Raw genomic sequence first — 16,948 nt, forward strand, 5'->3', positions numbered from 1 at the left:
TGGTGGGGCACGGTTCAAGCCAGGGTTCAGACGCCAACCCGGGTCGGCCCCTGCCGGCAAGGGCTGTGGTGGGTCGCACACCCCGGATCAAGGAGCCCCAGCTGCACCGAGACCGGCTGTTCTGGCTGGAGCAACGCCCTGCCGAGCAGGGACGAACCACCTTGATGCTGAGGCCCTCGCCGGGAGCGGAGGCCATCGAGCTCACCCCCGGCGAGTGGAACCTGCGCAGCCGCGTCCATGAGTACGGCGGCGGGGTGGTGGCCGTGGACCGAGGGCCCGATGGAGCTGGCACGGGCGAGCTGGTGGTGGTGGTGGTGAACGATCGCGATCGCTGCCTCTGGCGGCTGGAGACCGACCAGCCGGGAGGGGAGCCCAGGCGGCTCACCGAGCCGGGGGAGCGGGCCTTCGCCGATGGGCTGATCGATGGACGGCGGCGGCGCTGGATCGGAGTGATGGAGGCCGGTGGGCTCGATCAGCTGGTGGCCGTGCCGCTGGAGGGGGGTGAACCGCAGCTGCTGCGCCAGGCCCTCGACTTCTGCGGCTATGCCGCGCTCAGCCCCGATGGCGCCCAGCTGGCCTGGGTGGAGTGGCAGCAGCCGCACATGCCCTGGGACCGCAGCCAGTTGTGGCTGGCGGACGTGGAGCCCGGGGGAGGACTGGGCCCTGCTCGCCTGATCGCAGGCTCAGGCGCACCTGGGCAGCCGGAGGCCTGTTCGGTCTTCCAGCCCCTGTGGCTGCCGAACGGGGATCTGGTGGTGGCCAACGACCGGCATGGCTGGTGGAACCTTGAGCGGCTGGAGGCCGCCGGCTCGGGTCCATGGCAGCGGCTGTTGCCGATGGAGGCGGAGTTCGCCATGCCGCAGTGGGTGTACGGGATGCGCACCACCGTCTGTGATGGCCAGCAGCTGGTGGCTGCTGCCTGCGTGCAGGGCCGCTGGCAGCTGGGCCGCGTGCTGCTCAACGACCCAGGCCCAGGTGGCTCGAAGGATGGGCCCCTGGCGCGCTGGGAGCCGATCCCCTGTCCCTTCGATGATCTCGAGGCGCTCTGGGCCGAGAACGGCCAGCTGGTGGCGGTGGCCGCCAACGGCAGCACCGAGGCTGGCCTACTCAGCCTTGATCTGAACAGCAACCGCTGGCGGCACCAGCCGGCGGCGCCGGGCCAGGCAGCGGTGAGCGGCAGCCCGGCGGAGGCGCTCTGGTTCGAGGGCTACGGCGGCCGCCCCACCCATGCCTGGTATCACCCGCCCAAGGGGGGGGACCACGCCGACGCGCCACTGCTGGTGAAGGGTCACAGCGGACCCACGGGCATGGCCCACACCGGCCTCAACCCGGCGATCCAGTACTGGACCAGCCGGGGCTGGGGCGTGGTGGATGTGAACTACGGCGGCTCCACGGGTTTCGGGCGGGCCTATCGCGAACGGCTCGATGGGCTCTGGGGCGTGGTGGATGTGGCCGACTGCGCCGCGGCGGCACACGCCCTGGTGGCGGCGGGCCGTGCCAGCTCAGAGCGGGTCGCAATCGAGGGAGGGAGCGCCGGCGGATTCACAGTGCTGGCCGCCCTCTGCTTCAGCGATGGGTTCCGTGTGGGTGCCTGCCGCTACGCCGTGGCCGACCTCGCCGGCCTGGCCAGCAGCAGCCACCGCTTCGAGGCCCGCTACCTGGATGGTCTGGTGGGACCGTGGCCGGCGGAGCGGTCCACCTATGAGGCTCGCTCGCCCCTGCGCCATGCCAATCGGATCCGCTGCCCGGTGATCTTCTTTCAGGGACTCCAGGACCAGGTGGTGCCCCCGGAGCAGACCGAGCGGATCGTCGCGGCGCTCGCCGCCAACAGGATTCCGGTGGAGCTGCATCGATTTGCCGCTGAAGGGCATGGATTCCGCAGCGGCGCCGTGCAGATTGAGGTGTTGGAGTCCACGGAAGCCTTCTTCCGGAAACACCTCGCCCTCTGATGCCCTACTTACCCGTCAGCATCAGGATTCTGGTTGAGGCTGTCGAGACCCCAGCCGTGGCGCTGGTGGCCCTGGGCCTGGTGCTGGTGGTGGGCCGCAGCCTGGGCCACGTGCTGGGGCTGCGCCACTGGGGCATCCCGGAAGCTCTCCTGGCCGGCGTGCTGGGCCTGCTGGTGGCACCGGCGGGACTGGTACCCCTGCTCAGCCAACCCGTGATCGAAATCTGGGAGCAGCTGCCGATGGTGCTGCTCACCCTGGTGTTCGGCACGCTGCTGCTGGCCAAGCCCCTGCCCAAGCTGGCGGGGCTCTGGCGGCCGCTGTCGGCCCAGGTGCTGCTGGCCCTCACGCTGGCCTTCGGCCAGTACATGGTGGGAGGGCTGGTGGTGCTGCTGGTGCTGCAGCCCTGGCTGGGGGTCCATCCCCTCATGGCCTGCCTGATCGAAGTGGCCTACGAGGGTGGGCACGGCTCGGCTGCCGCGATGGGCGCCAGTTACGCCAGCCTGGGCTTCGAAGGCGGTGAGGCCCTGGGTCTGGCCATGGCCACGGTGGGATTGCTCATCTCCACGGTGGTGGGGGGGCTGGTGGTGCTGCTGGCTCGCAGCCGTGGCTGGCTGATGGGGGGCTCCACGATCGCCTCAGGAGTGGCGCCCCTCCCCGAAGCAGAGCCCGGTGCAAGCTCCGATCCGGGGGAAGCCGCTCCAGTCCAGGCCATGTTGCCGCTGCCACCACCGCCAGAGCTGAGATTTCCGGCCCTGGCCCTGAACCTGGCCCTGACGGGGATCGCCGTGGCGATCGGCGTGGTGGCTCTGGCCGGCTTGCGCCTGGTGGCCGACCACGTGGGCGGTGGACTGGCGCTGGTGGTCGATGTGTTCCCTGTGTTTCCACTGGCCCTGGTGGGATCGCTGCTGGTGCGCTGGCTGCTGGAGCGTTTCGGCAAGGACCACTGGGTCTCGACCCGGGTGCAGAACCGCCTGGCAACGGTGTCGGCTGATCTGCTGATCGCGGCGGCCACGGCCTGCCTGGATCTGTCCCTGCTGGCCCACGACTGGAAGTCGCTGACGGCCCTGGCCTTAGCAGGGCTGGCCTGGAATCTGGGGGTCGTGCTGCTGCTGGGTCCGCGGATCCTGCCCTCGGCCTGGTTCGAGCGGGGGATCCTCGAGTTCGGCCAGGCCACCGGCGTGGCGGCCAGCGGCTTGCTGCTGCTGCGCATGGCTGATCCACTGGATCAGAGCGAGGCCTTGCAGCCGTTTTCGATCAAGCAACTGATGCTGCAACCGTTCGTGGCCGGGGGAGTGATCACCGTGGTGGCTCCGCTGGCGGTGAGTAACTGGGGCCTGCCGGCCTGGACCGGGTTCTGCCTGGTCCTGGTGCTGATCTGGGTCAGCCTGGGCCTGGGCCTGATGGCCGGCTCCCGAAGCGCCAGCTGAGGCCCTCAGCGCACCATCGCCGCCACGTTGCCCCCATCAACGGTGAGCACCGCGCCGGTGGTGCGCTCCAGCAGGGCCAGGGCCACGAAGGCCTCGGCCACATCACTGGCCCGCACCTCTTCGCCCAGCAGGTTGCCGGCCATGTAGGCCTCCTCGCTGACGCCCCTGGCGGCCGACCGCTCCTGGATCATGGATTCATCAAGCAGGCCGGAGCGGATGCGATCGGCATTGATGGCATTGGCGCGCACCCCTTCGCTGCCACCTTCGAGGGCGTACTGGCGCATCAGGGCCAGCAGGGCCGCCTTGGCGATGCCGTAGGCGCCGAAGCCGGGGCCGGGGTTGAGCGCCTGCTTGCTGACGTTGAAGAGCAGCTGACCACCCATGCCCTGGGCTCGGAAGATGGCCATCGCCGCCTGGGCGACGCTCTGATGGGCGAAGAGGTTGAGCTCGAAGCTGGCGCGCAGGTCGGCGTCGCTGAGCTCGGCGATGGCACCACTCCAGGCCGCACCGGCATTGCTGACCACGATGTCGAGGCCACCGAAGTGGGCCGCCACCGCCGCCAGCGCCTGACGCACCGACTGGGGATCGGTGAGATCACAGGCCAGACCAAGGGAGCGGCGCCCGCAGGCGGCGGCCACCGCCTCCGCCTGCTCCCCCTGGCGATCCAGCACCGCCACATCGGCGCCGCGCTGGGCGAAGGCGCGGGCGGTGGCCTCGCCGATGGCGCCGGCCCCGCCTGTCACCAGCACCACCTGGCGGGCCAGGGGCTTCTCAGCTGCCTTGCCGAGCTTGGCCTGCTCCAGGCTCCAGTACTCCATGTCGAAGGTGTCGGCCTCGTTCACCGGCTCGAAACGGCCGACGGCCTCGGCAGCCAGCAGGGTCTGCGCCCAGGCTTCGGCCACGTCGGCCACCACGGCCGCCTCAGCGGCTGATCTGCCGATGCCGACGAGCCCCAGGCCGGGGATCGCCACCAGTCTCGGCAGCGGATCAAGCGGTTTCTTCTGGCCTCCGGCGCGGGCGTTCTGGCGCGCGAAATAGCTGCTGTAGTCGGCTCCATAGGCCGCGAGCGCCGCCTCGATCGCGGCCCCTGCGCCAGCCCCGAGCCCGGCAGGCAGTACCAGCGGCCGGGCCTTGGTGCGGATCACGTGGTCGGGGGTCGCGACACCACGGCCGGCCCAGTCACTGAGACGGGGATCGTCGCTCACGGCACGGGTGAGCGGCGTGTCACGCAGCGCCAGCAGCCAGCGGCCTGGTGCCCCCTCCGCCTCGGCGGCCCGGCTGAGCCCCCCGCGCAGCAGCGGCAGCACCGCCGCCGCGCCACCCGCGGGCTCCAGCACGGACGGCGGCAGGCTGAAGCCCCCGGCGCACCGCGCCTGCTCGATGCGCCGCTCGGCCTGCCTCACCAGCGCAATCATCCGCTGGTAGCTCTGCTTCGCAGTGGCGCCGAAGGAGAAGAGGCCGTGCTTGAGCAGCACCATCCCCTCCAGCTCCACACCAGCGGAGCGGGCCCGGTCTGCGGCCTGCTCGTAGGCGCTGGCCGCGGCCAGGGCCAGATCGAAGCCAGGCATCACATACGGCACCAGCGCCACCCGCTCGCCATACACCGCCTGACACAGCTCGGCGGCGTCCGGCTGATCGGCCAGCGCCAGCAGGGCGATCGAATGGGTGTGGTCAACGAACCTGTGGGGCAGGAAGGCATGCAGGAGCGCCTCCACCGAAGGGTTGGGGGACGCCGGGTCGATCAGGTTGCAGCGCTGGGCCGCCACCATCTCCTCGTCGCTGAGGGCCGGCAGGGCCCGCAGGGCCTGCAGCGGCTCGAGGCGCACCGCCGGGTGGCCGGGGGGCTCGATCGTGGCCAGATCCCAGCCGGAACCCTTCACGCACAGCACCGGGATCGTCTCGCCCAGGAGCCCCGTGACGGTGGTCTTGACGGACGTATTGCCGCCGCCATGCAGCACCAGGGCAGGGTCGGCGCCGAGCAGGCGGGCCGAATAGGTGCGCAGAGCCAAGTCCTCCCCCACGCCCTCGGCGGCGTAGCGCGTCACCGCCGCGGCGGCCTCGGCGTCCGACCAGCGATCGAGCACGGACATGGCAAGCGGTGGAGGGCGACCAAGAGGTTACGGAGGCTGCCGCCGCAGGCCGGGCCGGGGGGCGTAGCGTCAACTTCGCGCCGTCAGGCCCGGAGGCCTTCGAGCTGAGCCGATGAGAGCCGTCGCCGCCACCCGATCCCTGCCTAGCGGCGATCCCGCCTGCCTGATCGATCTGGAACTGCCGCTGCCGGTGCCCGGCGAGCACGACCTGCTCGTGCGGGTGGCGGCGGTGAGCGTGAACCCGATCGACACCAAGGTGCGGGTGTCACTGCCCGCCGGCGGCAACCCTGAACCGCGCGTGCTCGGCTGGGATGCAGCCGGCGTTGTGGAGGCCGTGGGTCCGGCGGTGCGCCGCTTCCGGGCCGGTGATGCGGTGATCTTCGCCGGAGCCCTGAACAGGCCCGGCACCAATTCCGAATTCACGCTGGTCGACGAGCGGATCACGGGCCGCAAGCCGCGCTCCTTCTCCTTCACCGAGGCGGCAGCCCTGCCGCTCACGGGCCTGGCGGCCTGGGAGGCGCTGTTCGAGCGGCTGGGGCTGGATCCCGACGGCGGCGACGCTGGCCGCTCACTGCTGCTGATCGGCGCGGCCGGTGGGGTGGGCTCGATCGCCATCCAGCTGGCCAGGCAGGCCGGCCTCACCGTGATCGCCACCGCCTCGCGACCCGAAAGTCAGGCCTGGGTGCGCGAACTTGGGGCCGACTTCGTGATCGACCACAACGCCGCGCTGCCGCCGCAACTGGCAGAGCTAGGCCTGCCGCAGGTGGATGCGATCGCCAACCTCCACGACACCGCTGCCTACTGGGACGCCATGGCAGAGGTGATCCGGCCGCAGGGGGCGATCACGGCACTGGTGAGCTGCAACCAGCCCGTGAATCTCGACCAACTGAAGAACAAGAGCGTGCGCTTCGCCTGGGAATTCATGTTCACCCGCTCGCTCTACGCCACTCCCGATCTGGCGGAGCAGGGCAAGATATTGGCGGCCATCGCCACCCTGGCGGACAGCGGCAAGCTGCGCAGCACACTCACCTCTGTGCTCGGGCCGATCGATGCCGCCAACCTGAGGCGGGCCCACGCCCAGCTCGAAACCGGATCCACCATCGGCAAGCTGGTGGTCTCGAATGAAAGCTGAACCCGGAGAACACGCCATGCCAGGTTCCTCGCGAAAACGTTCGAGCCCAGTTGGAGACCAGAAGCGCAAAGTGCGAGGCGAGAGCATCGCGCAGACGATCAGGCGAGGCTCCCACAAGGCCGGGATGGCCCCGGGCACGATGGTGTTCATCGGCGAGCAGAAGCTCGCCAGACCGCGGATCGAGATCTTCGACTTCAACGCAGAGACGCTTAAAGAACTTCCGGATGTCGGGCTACATGACTGCTTCGACCTCAACATCGATGAGAGCAGCGTGGTCTGGATCAACGTGAACGGAGTTCACGACATCGGCGTGATCCAGGCAATCGGAGAGCACTTCGGCCTCCATCCGATGACGCTGGAAGATCTCGTGAACACGGCACAACGCCCCAAGCTCGAAGATTTCCCTCACTATCTCTTCATCGTGCTCAAGATGATGGAGTTCAGTGAGGCAAGCCAGACGATCGCTACAGAGAACGTGAGCATGGTCCTAGGCAGCAACTATCTGCTCACCTTTCTGGAAGACGAGGGGGACGTGTTCGATTCCGTGCGGGAGCGTCTGCGCGCTGTCAAGGGGCGGGTGCGCCTGATGAAGGCCGACTATCTCGCCTTCAGCCTCATGGATGCGATCGTGGATCACTATTTCCTGGCGATTGAGCGCGTTGGCGATCGCATCGAGGAGATCGACGACCGGATCCTGGATAATCCGCAGAAAGGTGACATGAATGAGATTCACCATCTAAAACGCGGCATCCTGGGCCTGCGCAAGGCCGCCTGGCCGTGCCGCGAAGTGCTTGGAGCGATTGAGAAGAGCGAATCAACGATTCTTCGGCCCGTCACGAAGGTGTTCTGGCGTGATCTCTACGATCACAGCATCCAGGTGATCGACATGGTGGAAACCTACCGCGATATTCTCGGCAGCATGCACGACACCTACCTCTCCAGCATCAGCAACCGGATGAACGAGGTGATGAAGACCCTCACGATCATGTCATCGATCTTCATCCCGCTCACGTTCATCGCCGGTGTGTACGGCATGAACTTCGAGAACATGCCGGAACTGAAGTGGCCGCTCGGATACCACGCCATCCTGGCCGTGATGCTGTTGATCGGGGCAGTACTGGTGATGTATTTCAAACGTCGGAAGTGGCTCTGAGGGCATAGCGTTGCGCCCTGGCTTCGCTGGCGGCCTGCTCAATACCGCCTCGGGGCCCAGCTGGGTGAACACGCAGCGGCGGGCCTACCTGCAAGCGCTCACAACCTGGGGGTGCGGGGCTTTCGGATCGATGCCGCCAAGCGGATGCCGCCGGCCGCGATCCGGGCGTTCGTACCCGACACGATCACGCGCCACTCCCATGTATTCGCCGACGCCTGCTGTGACGGCGCAGCACGGATGTGGTGGGTGGGGGTACAAACTCGCCATACAGCCCTCGAAGCCCTTCCTCACTCGCCGGGGCCACGCCCCGCTCTGTGATCAATGCCGTCACCAGCCGTGCCGGCGTCACATCGAAGGCGGGGTTGAAGCCCTCGCTGCCCTGAGGCGAGAGCTGGACCGTGACGAGCTCACCAGCGGCGGATCCAACCGAGGACAGCCCCTGGATGTGGGTCACCTCCTCGGAGGAGCGGGCCTCGATCGGGATCTCGGCCACGCCATCGGCGAGGGTCCAGTCGATGGTGGAGGCGGGCAGGGCCACGTAGAAGGGCACGCCGTTATCGAAGGCAGCGAGGGCCTTGAGGTAGGTGCCGATCTTGTTGCACACATCACCCGTCCGGGTGGTGCGATCGGTGCCCACGATCACCGCATCCACCAGGTCGTGCTGCATCAGGTGGCCGCCGGCGTTGTCGACGATCACGGTGTGGGGCACCCCCTCGCGGCCGAGTTCGAAAGCCGTGAGGTTGGCACCCTGGTTGCGGGGGCGCGTTTCATCCACCCAGACATGGATGGCCAGCCCGGCGCGGTGCGCCTTGTAGATCGGGGCCAGGGCGGTGCCCCAGTCGACGGTGGCCAACCAGCCGGCGTTGCAGTGAGTGAGCACATTCAGGGGCTCCTGTCGCCGCTCGGGAGGCCGCTCGTCCGCCAGCTGCCGCAACAGGGCCAGACCGTGATCCCCGATCGCCTCGCACATGGCCACATCCTCATCGGCGATGGCGGCAGCCTCCGCCGCCGCCGCGGCGGCCCGCTCGGCAGGCGGCAGCGGCGCCACCCGATCGCGCACCCGCTCCAGCGCCCAGCGCAGGTTGATGGCGGTGGGGCGGGTGGCGTTGAGCTGCTCAAAGGCGGCAGCGAGCGAGGCATCGCCTGGATCCGCCTGCAGGGCCAGCATCAGCCCATAGGCGCCGGTGACACCGATCAAGGGGGCGCCGCGCACCACCATGGTGGCGATCGCCTCGGCGGTCTGATCGAGCGTGGCGAGCGAGCGGATGCTGAAGCTGTGGGGCAGCTGGGTCTGATCGATCACCCCCACCGAGCGGCCACCCTGCTCCAGCCAGATCGTGCGCCAGGCCTTGCCGTCGATGTTCATCGGATGCCACGTGCCACCAGAAGCCGAATCATGCTGACAAACGGTCCGCCAGCGCCCTGGTGAACCCGGCCCAGCGGGAGGGCGGACAGCACCTGGGACCAAAGGGTCTCACAACGCCGCTTAGGCTGGTCCTGCACTTGGCCAGACGAGAGATGCCGATCAATCCCGTCACCTGGTTCGAGCTGAACGTGCACGACATCGAACGTGCCAAGGCTTTTTACGCCGCGGTTTTCCAGGTGGAGTTCCAGGACATGTCGAACCCTGAGATGGACTACTGGTGCTTTCCGATGGACGACAAGCAGATGGGCGCCGGAGGCGCGCTGATGCGCATGGCCGGCTGCGAGCCCGGCAAGGGCGGAACCATGGTGTACTTCAGCTGCGACGACTGCGCCGTGGAAGAAAGCCGCGTGGTGCCCGCCGGCGGTCAGGTCTGCCGCCCGAAAATGGCGATCGGCGAATTCGGCTTCATCTCGGTGGTGCTCGACACGGAGGGCAATCCGATCGGGCTCCATTCCATGCGTTGATCCCGTATGTCGCGACTTCAGCGCACACCTGCTGGATCCCACGCCTCGGGACCGATCACGAAGAGGATGTCGCCCGCCATCAGGCGAGTGTGGCCGTGGGGATGCGTGATGGGTTCGCCGGTGCGGGTGATCGCCAGGATCGTGACATTGTGCTCTGCGCGAAGGCCGCAACTGGCGATGGTGTGGCCCACCAGCGGTGACTGCTCGCCCAGGCGCAGGGAGTGGGTGGTGAGGTGGGGAACTGCCACGCGCAGGTCGCTCACCGCCGTTGACTCCGGCGAGAGGCTGCGAGCCATCTGGCGCCAGTCGCCGCGCACCTCACCGATCAGACGCTTGATGTCGTCGCGGGGCACGAGCATCCGCGCCAGCACGCGGGAGAAGACCTCGATCGACACCTCGAGTTCATCGGCGATCACCTCATCGGCCCCAAGGGCCAGCAGGGTTTCCACCTCGCGCAGGTAGCGGCTGCGAACGAGGATGAAGGCGTCGGGAGCAAAGCGGCGCGCCAGTTCCACGATGCGCCGGGCACCGGCGGGATCATCGATCACCACCACGATGGCGCGGGCCTGATCGGCATGCACCAGACGCAGGATCGGCTCCTGGCTGGCATCGCCGTAGTGAATCGGCTCGCCAGCGCTGAGGGCATCGCGCACGATCGCGGCGTTCACATCCAGCACGGCATAGGGGATGTCGCAGCGGCGGGCCGTGCGGGCCAGGTTGGCGCCGGTGACGCCGAAGCCCACGATCAGGATGTGGCCGCTGAGGCCATCGGTGCTGCCTGAACTGACCGGCACCAGGCGGCGGCGCTCAAGCCGCCGCAGTGGGGTGGTGGCCACCCAGGCTGCCAGCCTGGGACCAGCGGCCACAAGCGCCGGGGTGAGCATCATGCTGAGCACGGCCACATCGAGCACGATCTGGAAGATGTCTGGCCCGAGCAGGCCGGTGCTCACGCCGGCCTTGGTGGCCACCAGGGAGAATTCACCCACCTGGGCGAGCGCCAGGCCGGTGAGCACGGAGCCGCCCAGGGGCAGGCCCACCACCAGGGCCGAGCCGGCGGCCACCAGGGGTTTGACCAGCACCACCCCCAGGGTGAGGAGCAGCAGATCGAGCGGGTTGGCGAGGAAGAACTGGATGTCGAGCAGCATGCCGATCGACACGAAGAACAGACTCATCAACACATCGCGGAAGGGCAGCATCACCGCCACTGCCTGATGGGAATACTCCGACTCCGAGAGAATGAAACCCGCCAGAAAAGCACCCAGCGCCAGTGACAATCCCAGCGACTGGGTCATCATCGCGATCCCCACGCAAAGGCTGAACACTCCGAGCAGAAAGGCTTCCGAACTGCGGGTGCGGGTGATGCGCTCCAACAGCCAGGGCACGATCCAGCGCCAGGCCAACCAGGCCACCAGGGCCACCAGGGCAATCCTCCCCAGCAGGGCCAAAATCGCCCCTGCTCCCGTCGCCGCCCCCACGCCCGCGAGCAGGGGAGCCATCAGCATCACCGGAACCACACCCACATCCTGATAGATCAGGATTGCCAAAGTGGTGCGCCCATGCGGTGTTTCCAGCTCGGCACGCTCCTGAAGCATGCGCAAGACGATGGCCGTGCTGGAGAGCGCCACCACGAAGCCCACATACAGCCCCTGGCCGGGGGAGAGCCCCAGCCCCGTGCAGATCGCCCCCACCAGGGCTGCCGTTCCAAAGAACTGCAAGGATCCGCCGATCAGAAAGTGTCGTCGTAGACGCGCCACATCCGCCAGAGAGATCTCAAGCCCGATCACGAACAGCAGCAGCACAACTCCGATCTCGGCCAGCAGTTCGATCTCGTGCACGTTCTGCACCAGCCGGAACAGATCCGGCCCCGCCAGAACACCAGCTACCAGTAGGCCGATCGAACTGGGAATGCTGAAGCGGTGACAGAGCACCACCGCCACGGCCGACATCGTGAAGATCACGACAATGTCGAGCAGGAGGGATGTCATGTCACTGCCACGTGCGGCCATCGGTGCTGCGGTAGGTTCCACCTCCCTGATTGCCGCCGCCGGCTCCCAGGGCCTGCATCAGCAGGTAGACCTCCAGGCTGTCTCCCTTGCGATCGATGGTCTGCTTGAAGCAGAACGCAAAGGGATAGAAGTCGGGCTTGAGCACCAGCTCGCGGAGGAGACTGCGGCGGGTGACCTCAAGCTTGTAAAGCTTGCAATCCTTGAGCAGAAATGCCAGATCCTGGCCGTTGAGGGTGGTCTTGAACACGCGGCCGCCCTTTTGGGCCACCTCCTGCTGCAGCCGCTCAAGCCGCCGGGCGGGTGAGTTCCAGACGTGCAGCGTTGTGATCAGCACCAGGACAAAACCGCCCACCAGGGCCAGGGCAGGGAGGGGCCTGAATGCAGCCATGGGCGAAGCCCGGGCGAAGTTTCAGGCTACCGGGGCTCAGGTGGGAGCCCTGAGACGATCTCAGCCTGGTGTCCGAGGACCGTGCTGTCGGCAAGACGGCACCGGACTTGCCGGGTCACGGCGTCTGGATGGAAGGGTCAGGCAGTGCCTGGCCGCCGCTGGAACAAGACTGCATAACCCATGGCCATAAGCCCACTGTTTCGGAGCGCACTACCGATCGTCTGAAGGATGTCTGGGGAGGGAATGAGCGCCAGAAGCAGATTCAGGGAGAGACCCGATGCAAAGAGCAGCAGGGGCCACCGGGGCCGCCAGCCCGCAAGCAGTGCCGACCAGCCGAACAGGAAGCCTCCGATCACCATGACGGCACCGTGGACCGTGTACAGGGTGCCCAAACGAGACCACAAGGCCTCGTAGGTGGGAATTCCCTCAGCGATGGCATACAGAGTTGTGTGGGCAAAGTAAGTGAAAGCAACTCCATAGAGACCTGCACCGATGAGGCCAAGCAGGTTTTGCCGCGGTTCATACACGGCGTAGAGACCGAGAAGCAACCAGGGCATCGGCAGGAAGGCGACGTAGTTGAGCCAGAGCTGGGCTGTCGAGAAGCCGCCGTGGAACCACTCCAAGACGTCCGTGGTCAAGTGCAGCGCTGGTGCGACAACAGCGGCGATACCCACGGCCATGGCCAACTGGGACCGGGGAGGTTCACGATGGTTCATCGGCAGAAAGGATCAGGCCACATGCTCCTGGCTGGCGAAGGCCTGATGCCTGGAAAGGCGAAGCCTTGGCATGGCGGCGAAGACGAACAGCATGACCATGTAGACCGAGCCTGAGACTTGATCTCGGCTGCTGATGGACTGCGCGATGGACCGTTCCTGAAGGATCATGGCGAGGGTTAACTCCGCTGCAATGACAAGGACCAGGGCCAGGCCGCCAGTGATCAGCGAGCGGATCGGTGAGCAGATTGCAGGAAAGCGGCGAAGAATATGCCCGGCTGCCAAGTAGATGACCACAGCCATGATCGGCATCTCCGCAAGTTCCGCCCATCGTTCACCGATGCGCGGGACAACGAGGGGGACCCTGAGCAGGCCGAGCAGGAACCCGGCACCCAGAACGATGACGGCATACGCGAGACCAGCCTGGATGACTTTTGACATGGCTGAGCAGGGCAAGGATATTTGATTAAAAGACATCCCGTGCTCCCATTATCTGACGCCTGAACTCAGCCGCGACGAGAAGAGGCTCGGCCGGAGTGAATGGATAGAACACTTCACGTCAACTCCGTGAGCACCCTCAACTGAGCCAGTTCCTGGACCCGCGAGTGGCTTGCTCGTCAACGAACTGGCTGGTGAACACATCAGTGAGCCTGACTGACTTCTCGTTGACGGTGTATGGAGACCCATGGCGCCGCTCCTGCCAGCCATCCAGACTGCAAAGGCAGCTCAGCCACCCCCGGGGCCATGGGTCCACTCTCCCCGCTCGTGAACACCCTGCGCCGCACGCCACCGCTGGTTTTCGCCATGGCGTTGCTGGCCACGGGTCTGGTGGTGGCCAGCAGTGTGCTTGTGAAGGGGATCCGCCGCGGCAACGACACCATCACCGTGACCGGTTCCAGCACCGAGCGCATCACCAGCGACTTCGTGGACTGGACCGTGGAAGTGGCCCGGAGCGCACCGACCCTGCAGGCCTCCTATCAGGAGCTGCAGCCGGAGGTACAGCGCACCATCGCCTTCCTGCGGCAGCAGGGCATCGCCGCCGATGCCATCAGCCGCAACCCGATCAAGTCTGAAAAGGCAGACGTGCGCGACTCACGCACCGGTGTGCTGCAATCCACCACCTTCACCACCCGCCAGCAGATCCGCATCAGCAGCCCTGAGGTGGAGAAGGTGGCCACGGTGGCCCAGCAGATCGGTGAGCTCGTGGGCCAGGGGGTGCCTCTCACCATCAACGATCCGGCCTACACATACACCAGGCTCTCCGAAAAGCGGGTGGACATGCTCGCCAAAGCCACCCGCGATGCCCGGCAACGCGCCCGCGAGATCGCGCGCCAGGCCGGCTCCCGCATCGGCGTGATCACCCAGGCCGACACCGGCTCCTTCCAGATCACCGTGCCCAACTCCACAGAGATGAGCAGCTACGGCTCCTACGACACCACCACGATCGAGAAGGACATCACCGCTGTGATGGGTGTGACTTTCCGGGTGGAATGAGCCGGGTGGAGTGAGGGGCCGGCCCAGAGTCAGGCGTCACCTCGCCCCGATGGCGACAACGGCCTGCAGGAGTTCTGTCGCCCGTTGAATGATGGGTGCGGCCATCGGTTCTCGCTGCATGACGTTCATCGGACCTTCGCCAAAGTACAGACCATCGGAGACAAGGAAGGTCAGGCGGATGTTGTCGCGTTCCGGTGGCGCCCGCCTTGCCTCCTTCCAGGGACCGATGGCGTTGACGACAGGTTGGGACATCGCGAAGAGGCCCTGAACCAGGCGCGCCATCGCTGGAGCGTCGTCGAGCACAGATATCCTGCCGCTCTGATTGACGTAGCGAACGCCTCCATCGGAATAAGCCGCCAGCGTATCCAGGCCTCCAGCAAGAGGGACTTCGATGATCACGCCGAACAGTTGTCTGGAAGACACTGACTCACCGAGATAGCGCAATTTCTGATAGGCCAGGTACCGGATCCGCCCGTCCTGGCTCTCATCAGCCGCCAGGGTCCGAAGCGCCTGGAGATCCGGCAGAGCCGACGCCAGAGTGGCTTGCCACGGTGCTGGCTCCTCACCTGAACGTGCCAGGAAGGCTGAGGCGTCGTCGCAGAACAACAGGTTGTAGATCGTGTTAGCCACCTCGGAGGGATAAGGGAAATACGGGGGGTGAGGAGGCATGATCGCCGCTGGCGGGGAGCTTTTGCAGGATGTGAGTGTGAGGCAGGCGAGAGGGGCAGGAGTTCAGCCATGGGGAAAGGCCCATGGGATGGCGATGCAACCCTCCCTTGGCATGGCCGCCGGAGAGCAGAAACCTGAAACGGCTCAAGCCGTTGGCTCGGGTGAATGCCGCAGACACTCACCCTGTGGCTGCATCAGGCAGCGTTGCCGAAGCCTCTCAAAATAACTGTCCTGGAGGATATACATCCTCCTCACATCCTGGTAGCGGCCACCACTGAAGAACTCCTTGACGAAATAACCCTCTTCGGTAAAGCCACAGCTTTCATAAAGGCGAATCGCTCTTTGGTTCTCGATGGCAACCAGGAGATAGACCTTGTGGAGGTTCATGATGCTGAAAGCATAGTCCAGCGCTCTGCCGATGAGATCCCTGGCAAAGCCCTTCCCTTGATGAACAGGGTCAATGATAATCTGGAATTCAGCCCGGCGGTGGATGTAATCGATCTCAATGAGCTCAACCAGTCCGACAAGCTGCTGCTGGCTGTCTTCAGCAATGAATCGACGCTCGGCGTTATCGTGAATATGCCTGTTGTAGAGCTCTTCAAGTTCATCAAAAGATTCATAGGGCTCTTCGAACCAGTAGGACATGATTTGTCGATTATTGTTCAGGCGATGAACAAAGCGCAGGTCCTTGCGTTCAAGCGCGCGAAGCGAAAGATCACTGCTCATGGCGACAATCTGTCCTGGATGTAAGAGTCATACCAGTGGCTCACTCCGCAGTGCGCACAGGATCGCGGCAAAAGCCGCTGCTGCTGATCAGCCCGGCAGGCAGGTAACCCCAGGCTGGGTCGGAACTGAAGCTGTACATCTGCCGACCGGCGCGTTCCACCTTGAACAACGTCCAGCTGTTGCGCTCGCAGCTGAGGCCGATCACCGCCCGGCCATCAGCCAGGGGCACCTCCACGTGCCGGATGCCGTCATACACGTAGAGCAGGCGTGCCTTGGCATGCTCCAGCAGCGCCGTCAGGGGCTGACCCTGGGCCTGGGGCTGGGCAGTTGCAGCAAGCGGCAGGCACAGCACGATCGCCAGCGACACCAGCTTCGCCACGCCAAGACCACAAGCCATGGGAAAAGGATCCGCTTTCCACCAGCCTGCCAGTCCTGTGGCCGCAAGCGAACCCCGCCATGCCAAACGACATCCCGACGCCGGGGCAATGACTAGGTTGCCGAACAACAGCATGGTCAGCCGATGAACGACCAATCCTGGGATCGGGGGGTGAGTAAGGGACTCACCCGCTCGATCGAGTCTGTGCGCAACTCGTGCCGTAGCCCTCGCCTAGCTCCTACACCAGTCGAGGCTCTTCAGCTGATGCGCTGAAACGACACAAGACACGCCAACTCACTTTGGCAAAGAACCTCAAAGAGATATCCCCAAATGCGGAAGATCACTGGACAACATTGATGCAAACTCCAGGCAGACCAACTCGCCACGGCCTGGGATAGAGGGAGAGGATATCAAAAGGCTTCAAGTGCGACAAGCTCTCCGCTTTCTGCAGAGGAATGTTGATCATCAGATGTCATCCCCGGCAGCCAGCAGATCATCCGTCTAGAGGCGAAGGGAAATCGCTGGTTTCAGAACCAACTCACAATCATGAGTGGTCAGGCTCAACTTGATACCAACCACAATGCCTATCTGCTCAGCCAACCTACGCGGGATCTGACGCCAAGGCTGTTCCACCACTTTTGACTCGAGTCTGCGTGCGAATGGAAACGCTATACAGAATGCTTACCCGCTTTGGGCTGCAATCGCTTGTGCTCCCATCTGCTCCCATCTCTCAACGGCCAAGATCAGAAGCGGGCTGGACTTGATTGGGATTGCAGACAGCCAAGGCTCCCGTCTTCTGCATCTGGATGTTGGACTAAGCCGCTGCGCGGCAGATTCAAAGCCAGCATAGTCAGAGTCATGCAAGATGGCCAGAAACTGATGAGTTGATTGGCGGGCAGCCTGGGCTCCAGCAGCAGGCTCGTTCGCCAGTCGAT

16 protein-coding genes are annotated in these 16,948 nt (G+C 65.6%); 6 read left to right on the plus strand and 10 right to left on the minus strand.

Annotated elements, in window-relative coordinates; genetic code table 11:
* Positions 1-65 precede the first annotated feature (65 nt).
* Positions 66-1,949 (plus strand): prolyl oligopeptidase family serine peptidase, encoded by a 1,884-nt coding sequence (locus KBY93_RS10015; RefSeq protein ID WP_255094241.1) that lies wholly within the window; start codon positions 66-68, stop codon positions 1,947-1,949.
* The gene (locus KBY93_RS10020; RefSeq protein WP_255094222.1) at positions 1,949-3,376 is read left to right on the plus strand and encodes a sodium:solute symporter; all 1,428 of its coding nucleotides are present in this window, start codon (positions 1,949-1,951) and stop codon (positions 3,374-3,376) included. Before KBY93_RS10015 ends, KBY93_RS10020 begins: the two co-directional genes overlap by 1 nt.
* Before the next feature lie 5 nt (positions 3,377-3,381).
* Here KBY93_RS10020 and KBY93_RS10025 read toward each other — a convergent pair whose 3' ends face one another.
* Positions 3,382-5,466: a bifunctional aldolase/short-chain dehydrogenase gene (locus KBY93_RS10025; protein WP_255094223.1), complete on the minus strand. Its 2,085-nt coding sequence runs from the start codon at positions 5,464-5,466 to the stop codon at positions 3,382-3,384.
* A gap of 112 nt (positions 5,467-5,578) precedes the next feature.
* On the opposite strand from KBY93_RS10025, the gene KBY93_RS10030 reads away from it, so the two are divergent.
* Positions 5,579-6,598 carry a zinc-binding alcohol dehydrogenase family protein gene (locus KBY93_RS10030; RefSeq protein WP_255094224.1) on the plus strand — a complete coding sequence of 340 codons (1,020 nt, stop codon included), beginning with the start codon at positions 5,579-5,581 and terminating at the stop codon, positions 6,596-6,598.
* Positions 6,599-6,614: 16 nt separating this feature from the next.
* Positions 6,615-7,751 carry a magnesium/cobalt transporter CorA gene (corA, locus tag KBY93_RS10035; protein WP_255094225.1) on the plus strand — a complete coding sequence of 379 codons (1,137 nt, stop codon included), beginning with the start codon at positions 6,615-6,617 and terminating at the stop codon, positions 7,749-7,751.
* Positions 7,752-7,935: 184 nt separating this feature from the next.
* Here corA and mtnA read toward each other — a convergent pair whose 3' ends face one another.
* Positions 7,936-9,117, minus strand: a complete 1,182-nt coding sequence (mtnA, locus tag KBY93_RS10040; RefSeq protein WP_255094227.1) for an S-methyl-5-thioribose-1-phosphate isomerase — start codon at positions 9,115-9,117, stop codon at positions 7,936-7,938.
* 152 nt (positions 9,118-9,269) lie between these two features.
* Between mtnA and KBY93_RS10045 the strand changes: the two genes are divergently transcribed.
* Positions 9,270-9,641 carry a VOC family protein gene (locus tag KBY93_RS10045; RefSeq protein WP_255094228.1) on the plus strand — a complete coding sequence of 124 codons (372 nt, stop codon included), beginning with the start codon at positions 9,270-9,272 and terminating at the stop codon, positions 9,639-9,641.
* Between the two features lie 17 nt (positions 9,642-9,658).
* Here the strand turns inward: KBY93_RS10045 and KBY93_RS10050 are convergent, their stop codons facing one another.
* The 4 genes from KBY93_RS10050 to KBY93_RS10065 all read right to left on the minus strand — a co-directional run bounded on the left by KBY93_RS10050 (position 9,659) and on the right by KBY93_RS10065 (position 13,189).
* Positions 9,659-11,626, minus strand: a complete 1,968-nt coding sequence (locus KBY93_RS10050; RefSeq protein WP_255094229.1) for a monovalent cation:proton antiporter family protein — start codon at positions 11,624-11,626, stop codon at positions 9,659-9,661.
* Position 11,627: 1 nt separating this feature from the next.
* Complete coding sequence (locus KBY93_RS10055; protein WP_255094230.1) at positions 11,628-12,035, minus strand: hypothetical protein; 408 nt, start codon at positions 12,033-12,035, stop codon at positions 11,628-11,630.
* A 137-nt stretch (positions 12,036-12,172) separates the two neighbouring features.
* Entirely contained in the window at positions 12,173-12,673 is a 501-nt protein-coding gene (locus KBY93_RS10060) for a hypothetical protein (protein WP_255094231.1), read from the minus strand.
* A gap of 90 nt (positions 12,674-12,763) precedes the next feature.
* Entirely contained in the window at positions 12,764-13,189 is a 426-nt protein-coding gene (locus KBY93_RS10065) for a hypothetical protein (RefSeq protein ID WP_255094232.1), read from the minus strand.
* Between the two features lie 303 nt (positions 13,190-13,492).
* On the opposite strand from KBY93_RS10065, the gene KBY93_RS10070 reads away from it, so the two are divergent.
* Complete coding sequence (locus KBY93_RS10070; protein ID WP_255094233.1) at positions 13,493-14,242, plus strand: SIMPL domain-containing protein; 750 nt, start codon at positions 13,493-13,495, stop codon at positions 14,240-14,242.
* A 36-nt stretch (positions 14,243-14,278) separates the two neighbouring features.
* Here KBY93_RS10070 and KBY93_RS10075 read toward each other — a convergent pair whose 3' ends face one another.
* The 4 genes from KBY93_RS10075 to KBY93_RS10090 all read right to left on the minus strand — a co-directional run.
* On the minus strand, positions 14,279-14,911 hold the full coding sequence (locus KBY93_RS10075; RefSeq protein ID WP_255094234.1) for a hypothetical protein: 633 nt from the start codon (positions 14,909-14,911) through the stop codon (positions 14,279-14,281).
* Positions 14,912-15,055: 144 nt separating this feature from the next.
* Positions 15,056-15,637, minus strand: coding sequence for a spermidine N1-acetyltransferase (speG, locus tag KBY93_RS10080; RefSeq protein ID WP_255094235.1), 582 nt, complete (start codon positions 15,635-15,637; stop codon positions 15,056-15,058).
* Positions 15,638-15,677: 40 nt separating this feature from the next.
* A complete protein-coding gene (locus KBY93_RS10085) occupies positions 15,678-16,034 on the minus strand; it encodes a hypothetical protein (protein ID WP_255094236.1) in 357 nt (118 codons plus the stop codon).
* Positions 16,035-16,756: 722 nt separating this feature from the next.
* A partial coding sequence (locus KBY93_RS10090; RefSeq protein WP_255094237.1) for a hypothetical protein occupies positions 16,757-16,948 on the minus strand: 192 nt, incomplete at its 5' end.

Origin of the sequence: Synechococcus sp. J7-Johnson (assembly GCF_024345795.1) — a bacterium.
In the GTDB taxonomy this organism is placed as follows: Bacteria; Cyanobacteriota; Cyanobacteriia; order PCC-6307; family Cyanobiaceae; genus Regnicoccus_A.